This is a genomic window from Mesorhizobium sp. B2-4-15 (assembly GCF_006658505.1).
Lineage (GTDB): Bacteria > Pseudomonadota > Alphaproteobacteria > Rhizobiales > Rhizobiaceae > Mesorhizobium.
Genome location: NZ_VFUZ01000001.1, coordinates 315,357 through 338,416, shown reverse-complemented (window position 1 = coordinate 338,416; position 23,060 = coordinate 315,357). Strand labels below are relative to the sequence as shown.

Annotated in this window: 23 protein-coding genes; 11 read left to right on the top strand and 12 right to left on the bottom strand. The window is 63.0% G+C overall.

Going from position 1 to position 23,060, the window contains the following annotated elements:
- The first annotated feature begins 24 nt into the window (after positions 1 to 24).
- Positions 25 to 465 (top strand): cupin domain-containing protein, encoded by a 441-nt coding sequence (locus FJ930_RS01760; RefSeq protein WP_141834097.1) that lies wholly within the window; start codon positions 25 to 27, stop codon positions 463 to 465.
- Here the strand turns inward: FJ930_RS01760 and FJ930_RS01755 are convergent.
- From FJ930_RS01755 to FJ930_RS01745, 3 genes are read right to left on the bottom strand one after another with little or no spacing between them, the layout of a single operon-like run.
- On the bottom strand, positions 462 to 1,136 hold the full coding sequence (locus FJ930_RS01755; protein ID WP_141834094.1) for a lysoplasmalogenase: 675 nt from the start codon (positions 1,134 to 1,136) through the stop codon (positions 462 to 464). The two genes, FJ930_RS01760 and FJ930_RS01755, sit on opposite strands and share 4 nt — an antisense overlap.
- Entirely contained in the window at positions 1,133 to 2,089 is a 957-nt protein-coding gene (locus tag FJ930_RS01750; protein ID WP_141834090.1) for an EamA family transporter, read from the bottom strand. Before FJ930_RS01750 ends, FJ930_RS01755 begins: the two co-directional genes overlap by 4 nt.
- Before the next feature lie 42 nt (positions 2,090 to 2,131).
- Positions 2,132 to 2,920 (bottom strand): DUF3108 domain-containing protein, encoded by a 789-nt coding sequence (locus tag FJ930_RS01745; RefSeq protein ID WP_141834087.1) that lies wholly within the window; start codon positions 2,918 to 2,920, stop codon positions 2,132 to 2,134.
- Positions 2,921 to 3,179: 259 nt separating this feature from the next.
- On the opposite strand from FJ930_RS01745, the gene rpmB reads away from it, so the two are divergent.
- The 3 genes from rpmB to FJ930_RS01730 all read left to right on the top strand — a co-directional run bounded on the left by rpmB (position 3,180) and on the right by FJ930_RS01730 (position 5,098).
- A complete protein-coding gene (gene rpmB / locus FJ930_RS01740) occupies positions 3,180 to 3,476 on the top strand; it encodes a 50S ribosomal protein L28 (protein WP_140500766.1) in 297 nt (98 codons plus the stop codon).
- Between the two features lie 162 nt (positions 3,477 to 3,638).
- A complete protein-coding gene (locus FJ930_RS01735; RefSeq protein WP_141834084.1) occupies positions 3,639 to 4,319 on the top strand; it encodes a queuosine precursor transporter in 681 nt (226 codons plus the stop codon).
- Positions 4,320 to 4,399: 80 nt separating this feature from the next.
- The gene (locus FJ930_RS01730; protein ID WP_141834081.1) at positions 4,400 to 5,098 is read left to right on the top strand and encodes a spermidine synthase; all 699 of its coding nucleotides are present in this window, start codon (positions 4,400 to 4,402) and stop codon (positions 5,096 to 5,098) included.
- Positions 5,099 to 5,104: 6 nt separating this feature from the next.
- On the opposite strand, the gene FJ930_RS01725 is transcribed toward FJ930_RS01730, so the two are convergent.
- The 4 genes from FJ930_RS01725 to FJ930_RS01710 all read right to left on the bottom strand — a co-directional run bounded on the left by FJ930_RS01725 (position 5,105) and on the right by FJ930_RS01710 (position 9,775).
- A complete protein-coding gene (locus FJ930_RS01725; protein ID WP_141834078.1) occupies positions 5,105 to 6,130 on the bottom strand; it encodes an esterase-like activity of phytase family protein in 1,026 nt (341 codons plus the stop codon).
- Positions 6,127 to 8,025 (bottom strand): cobaltochelatase subunit CobT, encoded by a 1,899-nt coding sequence (gene cobT, locus FJ930_RS01720; protein ID WP_141834075.1) that lies wholly within the window; start codon positions 8,023 to 8,025, stop codon positions 6,127 to 6,129. Before cobT ends, FJ930_RS01725 begins: the two co-directional genes overlap by 4 nt.
- A 10-nt stretch (positions 8,026 to 8,035) precedes the next feature.
- A complete protein-coding gene (cobS, locus tag FJ930_RS01715; protein ID WP_056576002.1) occupies positions 8,036 to 9,022 on the bottom strand; it encodes a cobaltochelatase subunit CobS in 987 nt (328 codons plus the stop codon).
- Between the two features lie 123 nt (positions 9,023 to 9,145).
- Positions 9,146 to 9,775 (bottom strand): J domain-containing protein, encoded by a 630-nt coding sequence (locus tag FJ930_RS01710; protein WP_141834072.1) that lies wholly within the window; start codon positions 9,773 to 9,775, stop codon positions 9,146 to 9,148.
- A gap of 178 nt (positions 9,776 to 9,953) precedes the next feature.
- On the opposite strand from FJ930_RS01710, the gene FJ930_RS01705 reads away from it, so the two are divergent.
- Complete coding sequence (locus tag FJ930_RS01705) at positions 9,954 to 10,256, top strand: BolA family transcriptional regulator (RefSeq protein ID WP_141834069.1); 303 nt, start codon at positions 9,954 to 9,956, stop codon at positions 10,254 to 10,256.
- Positions 10,257 to 10,297: 41 nt separating this feature from the next.
- On the opposite strand, the gene FJ930_RS01700 is transcribed toward FJ930_RS01705, so the two are convergent.
- On the bottom strand, positions 10,298 to 11,854 hold the full coding sequence (locus FJ930_RS01700) for an acetolactate synthase large subunit (protein WP_141834065.1): 1,557 nt from the start codon (positions 11,852 to 11,854) through the stop codon (positions 10,298 to 10,300).
- A gap of 184 nt (positions 11,855 to 12,038) precedes the next feature.
- Positions 12,039 to 12,839 carry an alpha/beta hydrolase gene (locus FJ930_RS01695; protein WP_141834062.1) on the bottom strand — a complete coding sequence of 267 codons (801 nt, stop codon included), beginning with the start codon at positions 12,837 to 12,839 and terminating at the stop codon, positions 12,039 to 12,041.
- A gap of 176 nt (positions 12,840 to 13,015) precedes the next feature.
- Between FJ930_RS01695 and FJ930_RS01690 the strand changes: the two genes are divergently transcribed.
- Genes FJ930_RS01690 through FJ930_RS01680 form a run of 3 tightly spaced genes read left to right on the top strand, consistent with a single transcriptional unit; the run spans position 13,016 to position 17,851 of the window.
- Entirely contained in the window at positions 13,016 to 14,965 is a 1,950-nt protein-coding gene (locus FJ930_RS01690) for a PrkA family serine protein kinase (protein ID WP_140742879.1), read from the top strand.
- A 19-nt stretch (positions 14,966 to 14,984) separates the two neighbouring features.
- The gene (locus tag FJ930_RS01685; RefSeq protein ID WP_141834059.1) at positions 14,985 to 16,295 is read left to right on the top strand and encodes a YeaH/YhbH family protein; all 1,311 of its coding nucleotides are present in this window, start codon (positions 14,985 to 14,987) and stop codon (positions 16,293 to 16,295) included.
- 11 nt (positions 16,296 to 16,306) lie between these two features.
- Entirely contained in the window at positions 16,307 to 17,851 is a 1,545-nt protein-coding gene (locus FJ930_RS01680; protein WP_141834056.1) for a SpoVR family protein, read from the top strand.
- Positions 17,852 to 17,884: 33 nt separating this feature from the next.
- Here the strand turns inward: FJ930_RS01680 and FJ930_RS01675 are convergent, their stop codons facing one another.
- Genes FJ930_RS01675 through FJ930_RS01665 form a run of 3 tightly spaced genes read right to left on the bottom strand, consistent with a single transcriptional unit; the run spans position 17,885 to position 20,518 of the window.
- A complete protein-coding gene (locus FJ930_RS01675) occupies positions 17,885 to 18,775 on the bottom strand; it encodes an HlyC/CorC family transporter (protein WP_141834053.1) in 891 nt (296 codons plus the stop codon).
- Position 18,776: 1 nt separating this feature from the next.
- Entirely contained in the window at positions 18,777 to 19,913 is a 1,137-nt protein-coding gene (gene aroB, locus FJ930_RS01670) for a 3-dehydroquinate synthase (protein ID WP_141834050.1), read from the bottom strand.
- Positions 19,910 to 20,518: a shikimate kinase gene (locus FJ930_RS01665; RefSeq protein ID WP_141834046.1), complete on the bottom strand. Its 609-nt coding sequence runs from the start codon at positions 20,516 to 20,518 to the stop codon at positions 19,910 to 19,912. The genes aroB and FJ930_RS01665 overlap by 4 nt, the downstream gene beginning before the upstream one ends.
- 211 nt (positions 20,519 to 20,729) lie before the next feature.
- Between FJ930_RS01665 and FJ930_RS01660 the strand changes: the two genes are divergently transcribed.
- From FJ930_RS01660 to FJ930_RS01650, 3 genes are all read left to right on the top strand, one after another.
- The gene (locus FJ930_RS01660) at positions 20,730 to 20,882 is read left to right on the top strand and encodes a hypothetical protein (protein WP_027059000.1); all 153 of its coding nucleotides are present in this window, start codon (positions 20,730 to 20,732) and stop codon (positions 20,880 to 20,882) included.
- 55 nt (positions 20,883 to 20,937) lie between these two features.
- A complete protein-coding gene (locus FJ930_RS01655) occupies positions 20,938 to 21,855 on the top strand; it encodes a site-specific tyrosine recombinase XerD (protein ID WP_141834043.1) in 918 nt (305 codons plus the stop codon).
- Between the two features lie 98 nt (positions 21,856 to 21,953).
- A complete protein-coding gene (locus tag FJ930_RS01650) occupies positions 21,954 to 22,904 on the top strand; it encodes an acetyl-CoA carboxylase carboxyltransferase subunit alpha (protein ID WP_141834040.1) in 951 nt (316 codons plus the stop codon).
- Positions 22,905 to 23,060: the final 156 nt, after the last annotated feature.

The following is a 23,060-nucleotide window of genomic DNA, read 5'->3' as shown; positions in this document are numbered from 1 at the left end:
GCCGCGCGCTTTAGCCTTCGACAGATGAACAGCTCAGCGGAAATCATCGCGACGCTCGGACTGAAGCCGCATCCGGAGGGCGGCTGGTACACGCAGACCTTTCGCGATGAAGCCGGCGGTGCGCGCGGCCATTCGACCGCCATCTATTTCCTGCTGGAGCAGCATCAGGTTTCGGCCTGGCATCGGGTCAGGGACGCCGCCGAGGTCTGGCATTTCCATGCCGGCGCGCCGCTGGCATTGTCGATGTGGGAAGAAAGCAGCCCGAGGGACAACCAGGTGATCGAGCAGGTTCTCGGCATCGACCTCGCGGCGGGCGAACGGCCGCAGATCGTCGTGCCGGCGGGCTGGTGGCAATCGGCGCGCAGCCTGGGCGAATGGACCCTGGTCGGCTGCACGGTCGCGCCGGGCTTTGATTTCGCCGCCTTCGAACTGGCCGAACCGGGCTGGCAGCCGAAGCCAATTTAGCCCAGCAGGAACCCGAGTGTGATCGCCAGTTGGGCGGCATAGTATAAAACCCAGACAGCAAAACGCATCCAGGCGCGATGCGGCGAGATGGCTGCAACCAGGAATTTTTCCGTGGCCAGCAGCCCGTCCGAGGCCATGAACAGCACGGCGCCGCCAATCACCCAGGCGTTGCCTGTCGTCAGCGCCGCCATGCCCATCGCCAGGATTGCCGCGACATAGACGGCGATCGGAAGACGCAAGCCGGGACCGACGCGGCGCCAGAGCGCGGCCAGCATGACGATCGCGAACACCGCCATTGCCAGTGCGGTCGCGCCCCGCCAGGATTCGGCGCCAAGCACATCCAGCCCGCCGCCGCTGCGCAGGAACAGCACGATGTAGACGATGTGGGCGACGAGAAAACTCGCCAACCCGCCGAGAAACGGCTTTTCGCCATCGCGCGACAGGAAGGCATCGCCCGCCGCGCTGAGCGCAAGCGCGGAGACCAGCATCAGCGGGCCGCCCTGCATTGCGGCGAGCACGGCAAGCATGGCGACGGCGAGCGTCTTTGCCGCCGAGCGGGCGAGCGTCGGCGACGTGCCTGATGTGAAGGCGTAGATCACCGCCGCCACCAGTGAGAAGATCAGCGTCGCATTGGCATTGGCGTCGATGCCGCCGGCAAACGGCATCGTCATGCCCCGGCTCCGCCTTCGGATGCCCGGGCTCCGCCTTCGGATGCCCCAGTTCCGCTTTCAGATGCCTTGGCTCCGCTCTCGGCCGCCGCCGGCTTGCGCAGGAACAGCGATTTTGCCGCCAGGGCCGCGCCACCGGTGATCAGCACGCAGGCGGCGAGGATGCGCAGCGACGGCTCGGCGACGCCGGCCGCGATCAGCACCAGCGTCGACAGCAGCGGCGCCGCATAGCTTGCCGCACCTAGCACCTGGATGTTGCCGCGCTTGACGCCGATGTCCCAGGCGTAGAAGGCCGCGCCCACCGGCATCAGGCCGAGCCCAAGCACGGCCAGCCACTGGCCGGCGCCGTCCGGCAGCACCGTCTGTTCCAGCGCCAGATGGCACACGAGCGACAGTACGGCGGTCGCCGCGCAGAACCAGGTGACGATGCTGGTCGGCACCGAGGGAAAACGCCGCGACAGGAGCGAATAGGACGACCACAGCACCGCGCAGACGGCGGCCATGGCATAGCCGAATGTGTAGCGCGCATCGAAGGCGAGGCCACCGCTTTTGGTGACGATGAGCACCGTGCCGGCAAGGCCGAGCAGCGCGCCGACGACATGGTTCCAGGCCAGTTTCTCGCCCGGCATCAGCGCCGAACCGAGCACGATCAGCAGCGGCCACAGATAGGCGATCAGGCTTGCCTCCACCGCCGGTGCGTTGCGCAGCGCCGTGAAATAGAAGAAGTGGTAGCCGAACAGGCCGGCAATGCCGACCAGCCAGACCTGCGGCGGTATCTTCCGGCTCTTGTCGGCGGCTGGCATGAACAGCCGAGCGACAAACCCGACCCCGGTGCCGATAGAGAATGTGATCGCCGATAGAAGAAACGGCGGCACCTTGCCGGACGCGTCGGTAAGCAATGCCAGCAGCGCCCACATGGCGACCGCCGAAAAGCCGATCAGTGTAGCGCGCGCCATTTCCTCTCCCGTGGCGCGCCCTCTTCCGTCGTGAGAGCGTGCCTATTGTACCGCTTCGAAACGCCTGGCGCTGATGGTCAAGGTGCCGATCTGCGTTCCAACCGTGGCGTGGATCGGCGCATATACCCCGGTTTGGCCGAGTGGCGCAAACGTCACCATCATCCGGCTTTTATCCTTGAGATAGTTGAGCGCCTTGCGACCCTTGCGGTAGCCTGCCACCGGCTCGAAACCCATCCGGCAGGTAACGGTGTCGCCCTTGTAGCCCGGCACCGAGATCGTTCCTTTCGAAGCGTAGCTGAGCGTCAGGTTGGCGCGCATCTCGCCGTCGTAAAGCCTCACGGTACGGCCGCAGACCTTGTCGAGACTGTCGGCATGGATGACGGTCGCGGCCATCGGGTCCAGCACCGATGCCAGATCGCCGGCCCCGAGCGGCACCCAGCTCTTGGGGTCGCGCTTGCCAGGTGCCGGGATGACCTGCGTCGAGGTCACGTTGCCATTGGCGAAGCGGATGTCGATCGCCGACACCTTCTTGCCGGAGGTGTAGTCGGCGCGGAACGCCTGCGGCACCATCTTCTGGCCCGAAATCGTGCCTTTGGACGAGATCGTGCCGCGCGTGTCGTCGAACAGCCTGGCCAGACCCGCCGCCGAGACGCTGCCGTTGATCGAATAGACGCCGTTCTCATAGCGGCTGGAAAAGGTCGATCTCGCAATCGACAGGCCGAGGAACGAGACCGTGTACTCGCCCTTGAAAGACTGCGGCGAAGTGGCGGACGCAGCCGATGGCAAGGCGGTGGCAAGCATGGCGGCAAGGGCGGAAGACGAACGAAGCATGGCGGGATCGGTCCTCGATCTTTTCGGCCGGAGGCGGGCAACTCCGGCTTGGCATGTCCCTATGGGACCGCTTATAGGGTGAATTCCGGCCTTAATGTGAAATGCATGCCGCATGGGCGAAGGACCGGAGCTTGACGCATTGGCGAAATGCAACTATGGAACGCCAACTTTTTCCATAAGGCCGCCTGACCAGAACCGCGCGCCACCCGGCGTGGGCACAAAGGTTTGGCAGGTCACGAGAGAACTGAAGGTTAGAACCATGTCCCGCACCTGCGAACTCACTGCCAAGGCAGTCCAGACCGGCAACAATGTGAGCCACGCCAACAACAAGACCAAGCGTCGCTTCCTGCCGAACCTCGTCAACGTGACGCTGATCTCGGAAGCGCTGAACCAGAATGTGCGCCTGCGCATCTCGGCCAACGCGCTGCGTTCGGTCGAACATCGCGGCGGCCTCGATGCCTTCCTGGCCAAGGCCGACGTCAAGGAACTGTCGCAGCGCGCGCGTCTCCTGAAGAAGCAGATCGCCAAGAAGCTGGCCGAGCAGGCCGCCGCCTGACATCGTTTAAAGGCGGGGGACGACCGCCCCGGCCAACCACTTGTTGGCCTTGGGCATCGGAACGAAATCCGCAAGGGTTCTGCAATCCGATGCTCAACTACGAAGCGAGCGATGCCCGCTTGGGCCTGATGCTCCGCTGGTTCCATTACCCAGGATAAAAAAATGACTTCCTTCTCGCGATACCTGCCCTTTGTGGCCGCCATGGCGCTTGTCGTCGTGGCATCGAACATCCTCGTGCAGTTCCCCATGCAGGGCCAGATCGGCGGCCTGTCGCTGGCTGACCTGCTCACCTGGGGCGCTTTCACCTATCCCTTCTCCTTCCTGGTCACCGACCTCGCCAACCGCCGCTATGGGCCTGCGGTAGCGCGCAGGATCGTCTTTGTCGGCTTCATGACGGCGGTGGTCTGCTCCATCCTTGTGCCGCCCTTCCTGTTCCGCCACGGCTTCATCGAATTCGAGACCGCCGCCGACCGGCTGGTGCGCATCGCGGCCGCTTCCGGCGCGGCGTTCCTCTCCGCGCAATTGCTCGATGTCACCGTGTTCAACCGGCTGCGTCGGCAGAGCTGGTGGCGGGCGCCGATCGTCGGCACGCTGGTCGGCTCGGTGTTCGACACCATGGTCTTCTTCACCGTCGCATTCTCGGCCGCTTTCGCCTTTGCTGGCCCCAACGATAGTTTTGCGCTCGAGACGGCGCCGCTGATGGGGGTCTTCCATGTCGAGGCCATGCGCTGGGTTTCCTGGGCGCTCGGCGACCTCAGCGTGAAGCTGATCATCGCCGTGGTCGCGCTCATACCCTACCGGCTGCTCGCCGCCCGCTGGAACCAGCCGGCGGTCGCGGTTTAAGAAATGATCCCGAACCGAAGGTCCGCGTCAGCGAGACTTGGCGTCCGGTTTTCGGAAAAGATCATGATCAGACAAAGCCGATCATCCCCTGGGTCCAGCTCGATACCGCAAAGACCCCGGATGGTGCGCAGGAGCTTCGCCTCAAGCGGCGTGGCGCCGAATTCTCGATCATGCTCGGCACCAACGAGCTGATGAACAGCCGCCTCAGCGGCTCCGAGCAGGCACTGGCGAAACTGTCTTGCCAGAAGATTGCGAGCCATCGGCGGCCAAGGGTCCTGATCGGCGGACTTGGCATGGGCTTCACTCTGCGCGCCGCCCTCGCCGAGCTGGCCAACGACGCCGAAATCACTGTCGCGGAACTGGTGCCGGCTGTCGTCGCCTGGGCGCGCGGCCCGATGGCCGAAATGTTTGGCGGCTGTCTCGACGACCCTCGCGTCACCATCCAGGAGACCGATGTCGGGCAACTGATACGCTCTAAACCTGCAGCCTGGGACGCGATCCTGCTCGATGTCGACAATGGCCCCGAAGGCATCGTCCACAAGGGCAATGACGCCCTCTACAGCCTGGCAGGCCTCGGCACCGCCCGCACCGCCCTTAAGCCGGGCGGCGTGCTGGCGGTGTGGTCGCAGGGGCCGGACGCTGGCTTCACGCGGCGGCTGAAGCAGGCAGGCTTCACGATCGAAGAGGTCAACACGCGCGCCAACGGCAAGCGTGGCGCGCGTCATGTCATCTGGATCGCGACCAATGGTCTGCGTATGGCCAACGAGCGCATGCCGTAACCAATCTCAATCCTGGTGCAGGATGAATTCCAGATAAAGGTTGCGCTGCAGGATCGAGTGGTTGTCGTCGGAGATCAGCGACACCATCAACGCGCCGTCATCGCGGGTCCACACGTCGAGCCCTTCCATATTGTCGATCTGGTAGCCCATGTCGGCTTCCAAAAGCACCGGCCCGTCGGCGATGGCACCCTTCTCCACGCTCTCGCCATGGATGCGTCGCAGCCGCATCTTGAGGCCGCCCGCCATGGTAAAACTGCGCTCCAGCAGCAACAGGTCGCCATCCGGCAGGAAGGCGCCATCGGTGATGTCGAAATCATCGTTGCGCTTGATGGTGAAGACACCCTTGTGCGGCCCTCCGATGATGGCGGCATAGATGTTGCCTGATTTGTCGAGGCTTTGCTCAGAGACCACGACCAGACCGCCCTGGTGTTGGCCGTTAGCATTGGCATGAGCGACGGTTTCGAAGCCGCGGTTCTGCCGCAACTCCTGCACCGGAATCAGGAAATCCAGCTGTTTGAATGGCGCCTTCATATCGCTGGGGTCGATGTTGAACTGGGCGACGCGATGATTGCGCTCGAAACCGACGGTGGCGATGCCCTCCTGGACCGCGAGGCCTTCTGCATCGACTTCCCATTTCTCGTCGATTGGCTGGCCGCTCTGGTCGACCATCTGCTGCAAACGGAAGTTCTGGACGCCCACGGGCCGTCTGTCGGCGTCGCGGGCCACCGTACCGAGGAACCAGTAACCGGTGTCGGCCACGCCGATGAAATCGCCCCCTGCTTTCAGGAAGCGGAACGCTGACAGCCCCCCGAAATCGCGCGATGGCGAGATCAGTTCCAACCCGCCGACGAATTCGAGCGGACCGAACTGTTTCTCGTCATGTCCTATTCTGAACTGGCTTATTGGTCTTGCCGAGACCGCGACCGGCTCGACCGAAGCCGGCCCGCTGGCAGTCGCCGGCGAAAGGACCACGCTGGCGAGCGCGCAAGCGGCGAGAACCGTTTGCCGAAAGCCGCCCGGTGAAAAGATCATCCGGCGCGCCGGATGCCGCCGCGCCGCGTGTCGCGCGCGCTTTCCTCGGCAAACAGCGAGGCCAGTTGCTCGGTCATGGCGCCGGCCAGTTCCTCGGCATCGACGATGGTGACGGCACGCCTGTAATAGCGCGTGACGTCATGGCCGATGCCGATGGCCAGCAATTCCACCGGCGAGCGCGTCTCGATCAGTTCGATGACGGCGCGCAGATGGCGCTCGAGATAATTGCCCGGATTGACCGACAGCGTCGAATCGTCGACCGGCGCGCCATCGGAGATCATCATCAGGATCTTGCGCTGTTCGGGGCGGGCGATCAGGCGGTTGTGCGCCCACAGCAGCGCTTCGCCGTCGATGTTTTCCTTGAGCAGGCCTTCGCGCATCATCAGGCCGAGATTGCGCCGCGCCCGCCGCCACGGATGGTCCGCCGATTTATAGATGATGTGGCGCAGATCGTTGAGGCGGCCCGGGTTCGGCGGCTTGCCGTCCTTCAGCCACTTCTCGCGCGCCTGTCCGCCCTTCCAGGCCCTTGTGGTGAAGCCGAGGATCTCGACCGAGACGCCGCAACGTTCCAGCGTGCGCGCCAGAATGTCGGCGCACGTAGCGGCAACCGTGATCGGCCGGCCGCGCATGGACCCCGAATTGTCGAGCACCAGCGTCACCACCGTGTCGCGGAACTTGGTGTCGCGCTCCTGCTTGAAGGACAGCGGCTGCATCGGATCGATGACGACGCGCACCAGCCGCGCCGGGTCGAGATAGCCTTCTTCCAGGTCGAAATCCCACGACCGGTTCTGCTGCGCCATCAGGCGGCGCTGCAGGCGGTTGGCAAGCCGCCCGACAACGCCCGACAGATTGGCAAGCTGCTTGTCGAGGAAGGCGCGCAACCGGTCGAGTTCTTCCTCCTCGCAAAGCTCCTCGGCGCCGACCGTCTCGTCGAAAGCGGTGGTGAAGACCTTGTAGTCGATTTCCTTCGGCAGGTTGGTGAAGGGATTGTCGTTGCGCCGCGCCTCGCCGGGCGTCTCGGCATCGGCATCATCATCGTCGGACAGATCGTCGGCGGTGGCGTCGGAGGCTTCCGTCTCGGCCGACTGCTCGTCATCGGCGGACGCCTCGGCATCCTCGGACTGCGATTGCTCGGAGCCGGAATCGTCCTCGCCGCCCTCCTCGCTCTGCTCCTCGCCTTGCGGCTGGTTGTCGTCATTGTCCTCGGAGTCTTCCGTCTCCTGGTCGTCGCCGAGTTCCTCGGCCATCTCCATGGAGGCGAGCATATCGCGCACGACCCGGGCAAAGGCTTGCTGGTCGTCCAGCTTGGCCGAAAGCCCGTCGAGGTCGGCGCTGGCCTTTTCCTCGACCCAGGGCCGCCAGAGTTCGACCAGCCGCTCGCCGCTCTTCGGGATGGGGCGGCCGGTCAGCTTCTCGCGCACCATGAGCGCAAGCGCTTCCTCGATCGGCGCGTCGGCCTTGTCCTTGACGTCAACGAGGTTGGCCTTGGCGTATTTGTCTTCCAGCATCGAGCCGATATTGTCGGCGACGCCCTGCATGGCGCGGCTGCCGATCGCCTCGACGCGGGCCTGTTCGACCGCGTCGTAGATCGCACGGGCCGCCTTGCCTTCCGGCGCCAGCCTGGTGTGGATGCGCACATCATGGCAGGCGCGCTTCAGCGCCATGGAATCGCCAAGCCCGCGGGTGATGGCGATATCGGTCTTCGACGCCTTCTTCGGCAACTCTGGCAAGCGCGCGCGGCTGCCGGCGAGCGCCGGCCTGTCCTTGGCGAAGCCGACTTCCATGTCCTTGTCGCCGGCAATGGCGCGCATGCAGACGGTGACGGCGCGCTTGAAGCTGTCGGCTTCAGACCCCGTCTTCGACTTGTTGCGCGTGTTGTCGCCCGGACCCGCCATCGAGGCTCGCTTAGCCCAGCACCACGTTGGCGGCGCTCTCGGGCAGATCCTCGCCGAAGGCGCGCTGGTAGAACTCGGCTACCACCGAGCGCTCGAGCTCGTCGCACTTGTTGAGGAAGGTCAGCCGGAAGGCCATGCCGATATTGCCGAAGATCTCGGCATTCTCGGCCCAGGTGATGACGGTGCGCGGGCTCATCACGGTCGACAGGTCGCCATTGATGAAGGCCGAGCGCGTCATGTCGGCGACGCGCACCATCTTGTTGACGATGTCCTTGCCCTTGCCGTCGCGATAGTGCTTGGCCTTGGCCAGCACGATGTTCACTTCATTGTCGTGCGGCAGGTAGTTGAGCGTTGTGACGATCGACCAGCGATCCATCTGCGCCTGGTTGATCTGCTGCGTGCCGTGATAGAGGCCGGTGGTGTCGCCCAGGCCAACCGTATTGGCGGTCGAAAACAGCCGGAACGCCGGATGGGGACGGATGACCCGGCTCTGGTCGAGCAGCGTCAGCCGGCCCGACGATTCCAGCACGCGCTGGATGACGAACATCACGTCCGGACGACCGGCGTCATATTCATCGAAGCAGAGCGCGACATTGTGCTGATAGGCCCAGGGCAGGATGCCGTCGCGGAACTCGGTGACCTGCAGCCCGTCCTTGACGACGATCGCGTCCTTGCCGACGAGATCGATGCGGCTGACGTGGCTGTCGAGGTTGACGCGCACGCAGGGCCAGTTGAGGCGCGCCGCGACCTGCTCGATATGGGTCGACTTGCCCGTGCCATGATAGCCCGAGACCATGACCCGGCGGTTATAGGCGAAGCCGGCGAGGATCGCCAACGTCGTCGCCTTGTCGAACAGATAGTCGGGATCGACATCGGGCACATGCTCGCTGGTGACCGAATAGGCCGGCACCACCATCTTGGAGTCGAAGCCGAATTTCTCCTTCACCGACACCGTCGTGTCGGGCAGGTTGGCGATGTCGCGATCGACCTTGTTCATATCTCTCAACGTCTCCACGGGCGAAACGTCCCGTTTCGCCGGCAATCGATTTTGTTCGGGGGCGGTCTTAAAGCCTTTTCCACCCTTATGAAAGTTGGAAAACGACACAAACCATAGGGTCGCTCAGCACAGGCCTGCCTGTTTGAGCACGCGATAGGCTTGCAGCACATCGCGGAACCGGTCTTCCGAACCTCTGTCGCCGCCATTCGCATCCGGATGGTGACGCTTCACCAGTTCCTTATAGCGCGCCTTGATATCCTTGCCAGTCGCCTTTGTATCAAGGCCAAGCGTTTCCAGCGCCTTGGCCTCAAGCGGCTTGGCCTTGCGCTCGCGCGCCTCGCGCGGATCCTTCGGTCCCTTGAACAGGTCGAACGGGTCGCGCATGCGGTTGTAGTACCCGGCGCGGCCGGACCGCATCTGCGCCATATCGGGCGACGAACGCGTCGAGGCGCCGTTGATGCCCATTTTCCAGGTCGGCCGGTGGCCGGTCATCGCCTCCTTCTGGAAACGCGCCACCTCGGTGTCCGGCACACCGGAGAAGTAGTTGAAGCCCTTGTTGTACTCGCGCACATGGTCGAAGCAGAAGCGGAAATATTCGCCCTCCTTCATGCGCCCGACCGGCGCGCGATGGGTGCCCGGCTCCTTGCAGCCATCCCATTGGCAGATCGGCGAGTGCGACTTCACCTCCGCGTCCTTCTCCTGGCGGATGCGAATCTTCTCGAAATATTTGGGATACGGCTTCATCTCACCCATTTATGGGGCGTTCGCAGATGCGAAACAAGAATTGACATTTTCTCGATGATCGCCCTAACCGCTGAATCGCGGCTTAAAAGCGGACGAACGATCCATTTTGTTCGAATGATCTATTTGTTGAAGCGTTGCAGCGGCCCCAGGCTGACGCACCAGCCATATGTGGTGAAGGGAGATGGCGATGTCCATACAGGCGACCATGGAAGACAAGCTCAACAAGGCATTTTCGCCCGAGCGGCTGGTCATCATCAACGAAAGCCACCTCCATGCCGGCCATCACCATCATGGCTCCGACCATCACGGCGCCTATGACGGCACTGGCGAGACGCATTTTCGCGTCCGCGTCGTCGCGTCCGCCTTTGCCGGCATGAGCCGCATCGACCGCCACCGCGCCGTCAACGAACTGCTTGCCGACGAATTGAAGGCCGGTGTGCATGCGCTGGCGATCGAACCGGCGGCTCCCGGCGAAAAGACCCGCTGGTAGGTCGTTCAGCCGGCGACCTACGGCTCGCCTTTCGCAAACGGTCAGATCAGCGCTTCGATGAGGAACGGACCGCGCCGCGACAAGGCGCTGTCCAGGAGCGCATCGAACCGCTCGCATGTGTCGGCGCGCGCCGCCTCCACGCCCATGCCTTTAGCCAGCGAAACCCAGTCCAGCGCCGGCTGGTCGAGGTCGAGCATGCGCCTGGCATTCTCGCCGATGGCATTCACGCCGACATTGCGCATCTCGCCATGCAGGATCGCGTAGGTCCGGTTCGAAAAGACGATCGTCACCACGTCGAGATTTTCCCGCGCCTGCGTCCACAGGCCCTGCACCGTGTACATGCCGCTGCCGTCGGCTTCGAGATTGATCACCTTGCGGTCGGGACAGGCGATCGCGGCTCCGGTTGCCATCGGAATGCCGCCGCCGATCGATCCGCCCGTGCCCATCATGTAATCGTGCGGCGCCGCGAATGCCGACAGCGCGAAGAAACGGCGCGCCGAGGTAACCGCCTCATCGCAGACGATTGCGTTGTCCGGCAGCTTGCGCGCCACCGACAGCGCGATGGCATCGTCCGTCAGCGTGCCGCTCGGCGCTGCCTCCTCCGGAAAGGCGGTCGCGAACATCGTCTGCTGTTGCGACGGCCGGACGCCGAGTTCATCACCCAGTGCCTCCAGCGCCGCATGCAGATCATCGCCATGGGTGGCCAACGTCAGCACCTGGCAGTCTTCACGCACAAGCCGTCCGGGCTTTCCCGGATAGGCGAAGAAGGCGACCGGCTCTCGCGCGCCGACCAGCACCAAAACGTCGATATCCCTCAGCAATGCCGTCGCCGCATCGATTGGATAGGGAATGCGTGTCGGCGCCACGCGCCCACGCCCGCGTTGCATCCGCGCGATAAGCACCTCGCTGAACAGACGGACATCGCAAGCTGTAGATATCTGGCCCGCGAGTTCTAGCGCATCGGCCCGTGCGGCCTGCCCGCGGACGATCATGCCGACACGGCCTGGAGCGCTCCGGATCGCGGCGGCGACCTTGCGCACGGCGTCCATGTTTACGGCCGGCGGCGGCGGAAGGACGACCTTGCCCGACGGGGCCAGGGCAGCGTCGCCCCAGGCAGCATCAGCCGGCAGGATCAGCGTCGTGACCCCCGGCGGCGTGAGCGAGGCGCGAAAGGCCGCCTCCGTCGCCGGTTGGACATCGGCCGGCCCTTCGATGCGGCGAACCCATTTGGACATCGGCGCCGCAAGGCCTTCGATGTCGCTGGTGAGCGGCGCGTCGAGCGGCAGGTGATAGGAAGCATGGTCACCGACGATGTTGATCATCGGGCTGAACGCACGCCGGGCATTGTGCATATTGGCCAGCCCATTGGCGAGGCCCGGGCCTGTGTGCAGCAGCGTCGCGGCGGGACGATCGGTCATGCGCGCATAGCCGTCGGCGGCACCGGTCACGACGCCCTCGAACAGTCCGAGCACGCAGCGCATTTCAGGCTTGCGGTCGAGCGCGGCCACAAAATGCATCTCGGAGGTGCCGGGATTGGCGAAGCAGACCGTCACATCATTGGCCAGCAGCACGTCGCACAGGACATCGGCACCGTTCATGCAATTTTCTCCCGCTCACAATCGAGGAGCAATTCCAGGAAAAGCGTGAAGCGGTTTTCCGTCCGGAGTTGCGTCAAGACAAACAGATAGCGCAATTGCACCCACGGACGTCGGCGCGGCAATATCCCGCCGCCGCTTTTGCCATGATCCAGTGACAGAGGGGGCGGACGGAAATCGGCAGGGATCAGCCGACCGTCGATTTCAGGAACGCCAGCGCGGCGGCGGTCAACGCGTCGCCGTCTTCGCCGAAATCGCGGTTGATCGACATATGCGTGTAGGCGCTGCCGTCGAACAGCGTCACTTGCGTGCCCGTGGCGCGCAGGCGCTCGGCGAAAGCCTTGGAGTCCCGGTCACGGCCCTCGGCGCGGGAGTAGGCAATGAAGGTCGGCGGATGCTTGCGGCCGTCGACATAGCTGGTCGGCGACAATGCCGCCCATTGCGAGGGATCGGAAAAGACCCGGGCATAGGCCCTCATCATGCCGCCGTTTTTCTGGAGCGCCGCAAGATCATAGGCCCTGGTGTCGTCGAGGATGAGCGCCGCCACGCCAGGCAATCCGCCGCGCATGCCGGTCAAGGCAATCAGATGGCAGCCGGCCGAATGACCCATGCCGACGATGCGGCTGGGATCGCCGCCAAGCCGGGCGATGTTGGCCCTGACATAGGCATAGGCCTTTTCGACGTCGCCGGCCTGGGTCGCGACATCGGCTTGCGGCAGCATGCGGTAGTCGATCGAGACGAAGCAGAACCCATTGGCGAGCAGGAAGGCCGGCTTGGCGTTCACCTGCGTACGTTTGCCGAACTGCCAGGTGCCGCCATGGACGAAAAAGACGACCGGCAAGCCCCTGGCGCCATCGGGCGCATAGATGTCGAGCTTGGCCGGCCCGTAGTCGAAGGTCCTTGGCACCGGGCCGCGCAACGCGGCCGACCCGCGCCGTGGCAGCATCGTCGCCATCGAAGCCAGGACAAATCTTCGTCGGTCAATCATTCATGTTCCCGCCATCTCTCCTGTTCCTGGCACGCGTTGCAACGCATGGGCCGCCTCCCGGTTTCATGCGCAAGCGCACGAACTCCCCTCGATGTGAAGGGAACAACAATGCGTTCCGACAGTTGAATAGGTAAGTGGCCGTTCGACAGCCGGAAACGGCTCTGAGGGTAAGCATCATGCGTGAGAACCAGTCTGACGTCTTCAATCTGTTCTCAGAGATTTATACCAAGGCGGCTCAGGAGGAGATCAGTCTCCAGCAATATCTCCTGGCCTGCCGCGAAGACAAGTCGATGTACGCCTCGGCCCCCGAGCGCATGGTCGAGGCGATTGGCGAGCCGAACCTCGTCGACACCAGCAAGGATGAGCGGCTCGGGCGCATCTTCTCCAACCGCACCGTCAAGATCTATCCCTCCTTCTCCGACTTCTATGGAATGGAAGATACGATTGAGCGGATCGCCGGGTATTTCCGCTATGCCTCGCAGGGACTGGAGGAGCGCAAGCAGATCCTCTACCTTCTCGGCCCTGTCGGGGGCGGCAAATCCTCTCTTGCCGAACGGCTGAAGAAACTGATGGAGGAAAGACCGATCTTCACGCTGAAGGTCGGCAACCAGATCAGTCCGATTTTCGAATCACCGCTTGGCCTTTTCCATCCTGACCGCATGGGCGACCTGCTGGAGGACAAATATGGCATAGCCCGGCGCCGCCTCAACGGACTTATCTCGCCCTGGGCGGCCAAGCGGCTCGACGAACTGTCCGGCGACATTTCCAAATTCAGCGTCGTCAAGCTGATGCCGTCGAGGCTGCGCCAGATCGCGATCGCCAAGACCGAGCCCGGCGACGAGAACAACCAGGATGTCTCGGCCCTAGTCGGCAAGGTCGACATCAGACAGCTGGAAAATTTCAGCCAGTCCGATCCGGACGCCTATTCCTATAGCGGCGGCCTGAACCGGACCACCCAAGGCCTGCTCGAATTCGTCGAGATGTTCAAGGCGCCTATCAAGGTCCTGCATCCGCTGCTCACCGCGACGCAGGAAGGCAGCTACAATGGCACCGAGAATTTCGGCGCCTTCCCCTATCAGGGCATCATCATTGCCCATTCGAACGAGTCGGAGTGGCAGCAGTTCAAGAACAACAAGAACAACGAGGCCTTTCTCGACCGCATTCTGGTGGTCAAGGTGCCTTATTGCCTGCGCATCACCGAAGAACGGCATATCTACGAGAAGCTGTTGCGCGAGAGTGAACTGGCGGGCAGCCCCTGCGCGCCTGAGGTGCTGGACATTCTCAGCCGGTTCACGGTCTCGACCCGTCTTGCGGCGCATGAAAATTCGCCGCTCTACACCAAGATGCGCGCCTATGACGGCGAAAACCTCAAAGAGGTCGATCCCAGGGCCAAGTCGGTCCAGGAATATCGCGACGCCGCGGGGGTCGACGAGGGCATGACCGGCGTAAGCACACGTTTTGCTTTCAAGATCCTGTCGCAGACATTCAACTACGACACCAACGAGGTCGCGGCGGACCCCGTGCATCTGATGTATATTCTTGAAGAGGCGATCAAGCGCGAGCAGTTCCCGAAGGAGACGGAAGCTGCCTATCTCGAATTCATCAAGTCGGAACTCGCGGCGCGCTATGCCGAGTTCATCGGCCATGAAATCCAGAAGGCTTATCTGGAATCGTACAGCGAGTATGGCCAGAACCTTTTCGACCGCTACATCGCCTATGCCGACGCCTGGATCGAGGACCAGGACTACAAGGATCCCGACACGGGACAGATCCTCAACCGTGAGATTCTGGACAAGGAATTGTCGCAGGTCGAGAAGCCGGCCGGCATCGCCAATCCCAAGGACTTCCGCAACGAAGTGGTCAAGTTCACGCTACGGGCACGAGCGCGTAATCATGGCCGCAACCCGTCCTGGACAAGCTACGAAAAGCTGCGCGAAGTCATCGAAAAGCGCATGTTCGGCCAGGTCGAGGACCTGCTGCCGGTGATCAGCTTCGGCTCCAAGCAGGACAGTGTCACGGAAAAGCGCCACAATGAATTCGTGCAGCGCATGGTGGAACGCGGATATACGGAGCGGCAGGTGCGCCGGCTTGTCGACTGGTACATGCGCGTGAACAAGGCGGGTTGAGGCAAGCCCGAACGCTTCCATGCCGATCTTTATCGACCGCCGCCTGAATCCGAAGGACAAGAGCCTGGGCAATCGCCAGCGCTTCCTCAAGCGTGCGCGCGAGGAACTCAAGCGAAGCATCCGCGACAAGGTCCGCGAGGGCCGCATCGCGGAGGTCGGCCGCGAGCATGCCGTGCCCATGCCGCATAAGGACACCAGCGAGCCGGTGTTCAGCGATGCCGGAAACAGCGGCCGACGCCAGCACGTCCTGCCCGGAAACAGGACTTACATTTCCGGGGATCTGATCCCCAAGCCCGGGCGGGGAGGCATGGGCTCCTCCGCTCCCGGAAACAAGGAATCCGAAGACGATTTTCGTTTCGTGCTGTCGCGCGAGGAGGTTCTCGACCTCTTCTTCGAGGATCTGGAATTGCCAGATCTGGTCAAGCTCAATCTCAAGCAGATACTGACGTTCAAGCCGAAGCGGGCGGGCTTCGCGTCCAGCGGCTCGCCGACCAACATCAATGTCGGCCGCACCATGCGCAACAGCCATGGCCGCCGCATCGCGCTTCGGCGTCCCAAACAGGCGCAGTTGGACGCGATCGCCATGCAGATCGCCATGCTGGAAGCACAACCGCCCGACACGGCAAGGCGCGAGCGGATCGCGGCTTTGCGCGAGGAATTCGACCGGCTGGAACGTCGCCGCAGGCGAGTTGCCTATGTCGATCCGGTCGACATCCGCTTTAATCGTTTCGACCCGCAGCCACAGCCCAATGCCAGCGCCGTCATGTTTTGCTTGATGGATGTGTCCGGATCCATGGGAGAGCGCGAAAAAGATCTGGCCAAACGCTTCTTCGTGCTGCTGCACCTGTTCCTGACGCGCCGTTATGAGAGGACGGACATCGTGTTCATTCGACACACTCACGAGGCCCAGGAGGTGGACGAACAGACGTTCTTCTATCACACCCAGAGCGGCGGCACCGTCGTTTCCACGGCACTTGAGGAAATGCATCGCATCATCAAACAGCGCTACCCGGCCACGGAGTGGAACATCTATGCCGCCCAGGCGTCCGACGGCGACAATTTCGCCACCGACTCCGAGCGCTGCATAGAGCTTCTCGGCGGCAAGCTCATGCGCCTGTGCCAGTATTTCGCCTATGTGGAGATCATCGATGAACGCGAGAGCCATATTTTCGGTTCGACCGAAAACGGGACCTCGCTCTGGCGCGCCTACAGCACTGTCGATGGAAAATGGCCAAATTTCCAGATGAAGCGCATTGCTGCTCCGAGCGACATCTATCCGGTCTTTCGCGAGCTCTTCGCCAGGCAGCCGGCACTGCGCAAAAGCGCATAAGGACAAGGCGGATGGGCACTCCAGCGCGCAAATCCGAATTGCTCTTTTCCGGGGCGGACTGGGACTTCAAGAAACTGTCGCGGGTCTACGACGAGATCGAAGCGCTTGGGATGGAAGAGCTTCGCCTAGACGTTTACCCCGTGCAGATGGAGGTCATTTCCTCCGAGCAGATGCTCGACGCCTATTCCTCGGTCGGTATGCCGCTGATGTATCAGCATTGGTCGTTCGGCAAGCATTTCCTCTACAACGAGCTTCTCTACCGCAAAGGCAGACGTGGGCTGGCCTATGAATTGGTCATCAACTCGAATCCCTGCATCGTCTACCTCATGGAGGAAAACACGATGGCGTTGCAGGCCCTGGTGACGGCCCATGCCGCGCTTGGACACAATCACTTCTTCAAGAACAATCATCTCTTCCGGCAATGGACGGACGCAGGGGGAATTCTGAGCTATCTGAACTTCGCCAAGAGCTATATATCCCGATGCGAGGAACAACATGGCGTCGCCGCCGTGGAGGCGATCCTCGATTCCGCCCACGCGTTGATGGACCAGGGCGTCTTCCGATATCATCGGCCACCGAAGCCGTCAGGCGAACAGCAGCGCGAAGAGCTTCGAGAGCGCCTCGAATACGAGGAACGCTCCTACAACGATTTGTGGCGTACGCTGCCTCCTTCGCAAGAGGACGACAAGACCGAAACTAGCGAAGACGGCGTGTCGGAGCGGAAGAAATCGCTCCATCTGCCGGAGGAAAACCTGCTTTATTTCCTGGAGAAAACCAGCCTTGTCCTTGAGCCCTGGCAGCGTGAGATTGTCAGGATCGTCCGCGTCATTGCCCAGTATTTTTATCCGCAGCGGCAAACCCAGGTGATGAACGAGGGTTGCGCCACCTTCGTGCACTACACGCTCATGAACACGCTTTTCGACCGTGGCCGCATCAGCGAAGGCGCCATGCTCGAAATCCTGCGCAACCATTCGAATGTGATCTTCCAGCCGTCCTTCGACGACCCGCGGTTTTCCGGCATCAATCCCTATGCTCTGGGTCTGGACATGATGCAGGACATCCAGCGCATCTCGACCGAACCCACAGCGGAGGATCGCGATTGGTTCCCCGACATTGCCGGCCGCGGCGATTGGCTTGAAACCTTGCTCGACGCCTGGGCCAATCACCGCGACGAGTCCTTCATCCGCCAATATCTCAGTCCGACCCTGATCCGGAAATGGCGGTTCTTCGTGCTGGGCGACGGAGCTGACCAACCGCACTACGAGGTCGCTTCGATCCACAACGAGCGCGGCTACAACAGGATAAGGGCCGCGCTCGCCCAGAGCTATGATTTGGGTGCAAGCCGGCCGGATATCCAGGTCGTGGACGTGGCCCTGCTCGGGGACAGGCATTTGAGGCTGCAGCACAAGGTGAAGAATGGCATCATGCTCGATAATGAAAGCCGCGACGCAACCCTTCGCCACATCCGAAATCTCTGGGGTTACGAAGTCAGCCTGGTGGCGATCGACGCCGAAACGGGGGCGACGCTCAGCGAGCGCTGGACCAAGGACTGCTGAGCGTAAGCATGATCCCAATCCGGCAATCCGGCTCTAAGCGTCGGCCGCGGGTCTGATTCTGAGCCTGGCGATCCGGTTCTTGTCGCGCTTCATGACGATGAAGCGCTTGCCGTGGAAGGTGAAAGCCTGCTTCTCCTCGGGGATCGATTGCGTCTCGTGGATGACGAGGCCGGCAATCGTGGTCGCCTCCTCGTCCGGCAGGTTCCAGTCGAGCGCCCGGTTGAGGTCGCGGATCGGCACAGTGCCGTCGACGACGACCGAACCGTCGGCCTCCTGCTTGACACCCTGGATGTCGACATCGTGCTCGTCGGCGATCTCGCCGACGATCTCCTCGATGATGTCCTCCAGCGTCACCAGCCCCTCGACCTCGCCATACTCGTCGACGACGACGGCGAAATGCGCCTTGCGGCGCAGGAAGGCGTTGAGCTGTTCCTGCAAGGTCGTGGTGTCGGGCACGAACCACGGTTTCGAGGCGATCTTCATCACGTCGATTTGCGAAAAATCATTGCCGACTTCGTTCAGCGCGCGCAGCAGATCCTTGGCGTGCAGCACACCGACAATGTTGTCGAGCGAGCCTTTCCACAAAGGCATCCGGGTGTGCGGGCTTTGCAGGATCTCGCGCACCACCGCTTCCGGCGCATTGTCGGCATTGACCGAGCGCATGTTGGTGCGATGCACCATGATGTCGGAGACTTCGAGCTCTGCGAGATCGAACAGGCCGCCCACGCGGTCGCGATCCTCGCGCACAACCTGGCCGTCGCGGCGGAAATCGTCGACCGCGCCGCGCAATTCGGCCTCACTCGAGCGCTGCGGTTCGATGCGCGACAGCTCGTAGCCGAGCACGGCCAGCAGGCTCTTGCGCAACACAAGGGCCAGCAGGACTAGAACGGCAAGGATGGCGGCAACGATCCAGCCGGTCTCCATCTCAGCCGGCTTTCCTGCTGGCCGGATGGTTTTCCCGGAGGAACGACAGCACTTCCGAGGCTGGCACGTCCTTGGCGATGAAGGCTTGGCCGATACCGCGCGTCAGGATGAACGTCAGCGCGCCCCGCGACACCTTCTTGTCCTGGGTGATGAAGGCAAGCAGCGCCTCGGCATCGGGCAAGTCGCCCGGGATGTCGGCCATCCGCCACGGCAGGCCGACGGCGCGCAGATGCGTCTCGACGCGCGCCGCGTCGTCGGGGCTCGCCAGATTGAGCCGTGACGAGAACCGATGCGCCAGCGCCATGCCGATCGCGACACCTTCGCCGTGGACGAGACGGGTGCCGTCATACTGCGTGGCGGCCTCCAGCGCATGGCCGAACGTGTGGCCGAGGTTGAGCAGCGCCCGGTCACCGGTCTCGAACTCGTCGCGGGCGACGACATCGGCCTTGGCGCGGCAGGCCTCGGCAATCGCCTGCGCCCTCTCCGGACCGCCGGCGAATACCTGTCTCCAGTTCGCTTCCAGCCAGGTGAAGAATTCCGGCCGGTCGATAAGCCCGTATTTGGCAAGCTCGGCATAGCCGGCACGGAATTCGCGGACCGGCAGCGTGTCGAGCGCTTCGGTGTCGGCCAGCACGAGCTTCGGCTGGAGAAAGACGCCGACAAGGTTCTTACCGCGCGGGCTATTGATGCCGGTTTTGCCGCCGACCGAGGAATCGACCTGCGCCAGCAGCGAGGTCGGGATCTGCACGAAATTCATGCCGCGCCGCACAATGCCGGCGGCAAAACCGGTGAGATCGCCGATAACGCCGCCGCCAAGCGCGATGACGACGTCGCCGCGCTCCAGCCTGGCTGCCAGAACGCCATCGACCACCTCCTCGAGATGGGCAAAGCTCTTGGTCTTCTCACCGGCCGGCATCGTGATGATGACGGGTTGGATTCCGCCCTTCTCGAGCCCGGCCTTCAGCGTATCGAGATGCGCGGCGGCGACATTCTCGTCGGTAACGACAGCGGCGCGCGTGCCCGGCAGGCGGCGCGCGATCTCGGTGCCGGCGCGCGAAAGCAGGCCGGAGCCGATCAATATATCGTAGGCCCGGTCGCCGAGCCCGACTTCGACGGTGACTGGCTGATCCGCGCTCACGATTCGACCTCGCCCGTCGCGGCGATCGCATCGATGCCGAAATGCCGGCACAGCGCCTCCACCACCTCGGCCGCGATGACCTCCTTGCGGTCGTCGCGGGTGAGCACGGTGACATCCGATGTCGCATAGACCGGATAGCGCTCCCCCATCAGTCGCTCCAGCACGGCGCGCGGATCGGCGCTTTTCAGGAGCGGCCGGTTCTGCTTCTTGGAAACGCGGTCCATCAGAAGGTCGAGCTCTGCCTTCAGCCACACCGACACGCCATGGGCGGCGATGGCCTCGCGCGTCTGCGCGTTCATGTAGGCGCCGCCACCGGTGGACAGAACCTGCGGGCCGTTCTCCAGAACGCGCAGGATGACACGCTGCTCCAGGGCCCTGAACTCGGTCTCGCCGTAGCGCTCGAACAGTTCAGGGACGGTCATGCGCGAAACGCTTTCGATCTCATGGTCGCTGTCCATGAAGGGCAACGCCAGCATCGTCGCCACCTTGCGGCCGATCGCCGTCTTGCCGGCGCCCATCAGCCCGACAAAGACGATGGACCGGCTGCCCAGCTGGCCAAGCAGCGCGGCATGGGTCTCGCCTGGAGGATTTGCCTGTGCGTTCATCGGCTGTTTCTTGGGCCCTCTTTGCCGGCGTATCGACATGAAAAGCCGGTTTGCGTCAAGCGTGCCGAACGCCCTGAGGCCGATATGGGCAGACGGACGCCAGCATCAGAAGTTGCTAACAGGCCTCCGCTTCTTCCTTGAATTGGCCCGACTGGCGTCCCATAAGGGCACAGGGTTTGGAAACGCAGAACAAGAAGACGAGCGAAAATTGATGCCGACACTGTTTCGCTTTGTCGTGACTCTCGCGATTCTGGCCGGCATTGCCTATGGTACGATGTTCGCGCTGGTGATGTTCGTCGAGCCGAAAAAAGCGGAGATGAGCGTGCGCATCCCCCAGGAAAAGCTGAATCCCAAGAAAAACTGAGCTCCAAGAAGAAACTGAGCTTCAAGAAAACTGATCTCGGAACCGCCTGACGGAAATGAACAGCGCTGCCCGCATCGAGGCCTTCCTGGAAATGATGAGCGCCGAGCGCGGCGCTGCCGAGAATACGCTTTCCTCCTACCGCCGCGACCTCGAGGACGCCTCGACCGAAATCGACGGCGGGCTTGCCGGTGCGGCGGCCTCCGATATCCGCGCCTATCTCGACGAAATCGCCGCGCGCGGCTTCGCGCCGACATCGCAGGCGCGCAAACTGTCCGCGATCCGTCAGTTCTTCAAGTTCCTCTATGCCGAGGGTCTGCGCGGCGACGACCCGACCGGCACGCTGGACAGCCCGAAAAAGGGCCGCCCGCTGCCCAAGACGATGAGCGAGGCCGAGACCGGCCGGCTGATCGACCGCGCAGCACTCGAGGCCGGCGATGCCGGGCTCGGCCTTGGTGACAGGCTGGCGGCGCTGCGCCTGCATGCATTGGTCGAAGTGCTCTACGCCACCGGACTGCGCGTTTCCGAGCTTGTCGGCTTGCCGGTGACGGTGGCGCAGCGGGACGACCGTTTCTTCATGGTACGCGGCAAGGGCGACAAGGAGCGCATGGTGCCGCTTTCGGGCAAGGCGCGCGCGGCCATGCGTGCCTGGCTTGCCGCCCGGGCCGGGGTGCCCGCTTTCGCCGAAAGCCCGTTCCTGTTTCCGGCAGCATCCGACAGCGGCTATCTCTCGCGCCAGGTCTTTGCCCGCGACCTCAAAGGACTGGCGGCGCGCGCCGGCATCGCCTCGGCGAAGATATCGCCGCATGTGCTGCGCCATGCTTTCGCCAGCCATCTCCTGCAGAACGGCGCCGATCTCAGGGCCGTGCAACAGCTGCTTGGCCATGCCGACATATCGACGACACAGATTTACACCCATGTGCTGGAAGAGCGGCTGGTGCGGCTGGTCAACGATCATCATCCGCTTGCCGACTAGGCCTCATATCGCTATGTGAGGACGACATTCCACTGCCCGGAGCCTTGGTTTCAAGGGTTCCGCGGTCCTTGCCTTCCGACGTATCGGTCCGCCCAAGCATGTACAATTACCTCGATTTCGAAAAGCCGGTGCAGGATCTTGAGCTCAAGATCCTCGAGCTGAAGAAGCTTGCCGAGAACGGCGAGGCGGTAGATGTCGCCGATGAGATCACCAGGTTGGAAAAGCGGTCGCGCGATGCCTTGCGCGATCTCTACAAGGCGCTGACGCCGTGGCAGAAGGTGCAGGTGGCGCGCCACTCCGACAGGCCGCATTGCGTCGACTACATCAAGGGCCTGTTCAGTGACTTCACGCCGCTCGCCGGCGACCGCAATTTCGGCGAGGACCAGGCGATCGTCGGCGGTTTCGCCCGCTTCCGCGGCGAGCCGGTGGCGATTATCGGCCAGGAAAAGGGTTCGGACACGACAAGCCGCCTAAGGCACAATTTCGGTTCTGTGCGCCCCGAGGGTTATCGCAAGGCCGTGCGGCTGATGGAGCTTGCCGACCGCTTCAAGATTCCGCTCCTGACGCTGGTCGACACCGCGGGCGCCTATCCCGGCGTCGGTGCCGAGGAGCGCGGCCAAGCCGAAGCCATTGCCCGCTCGACCTCGGCCTGCCTTGCGATCAAGGTACCTTCGATTTCCGTGGTCATCGGCGAAGGCGGCTCGGGCGGCGCCATCGCCATTGCCACCGCCAATCGCGTCTATATGCTCGAACATGCCATCTATTCGGTGATTTCGCCGGAGGGTGCGGCTTCGATCCTGTGGCGCGACACCACGCGCTCCAAGGACGCGGCGACCAACATGAAGATCACCGCGCAGGATCTTCTGGAACTGAAGATCATCGACGCCATCATCCCCGAGCCGATGGGCGGCGCCCAGCGTGCGCCCGAGAAGGTGATTGCCGCGACCGGCGACCTCATCGCCAAGACGATGAAGGAATTCGCCGGCGCCAACACCGATTTCCGCGAACAGCGCCGCGAGAAATACCTGGCGATGGGCCGCAGCCTCTGACCGCCTGACGGCGCAAAGAGACCATCGGAAGCTGCCTGCCCACCGCAATGTGGCGGCAATGAGCGCTTTCGCCACAAAAATGCCGCCGGATTCGGTTCAATGAAATTGCCGTGAGGGGTTGGTCGAAGCTTGCGGTAAGGAATTTTCAAGGTTAAC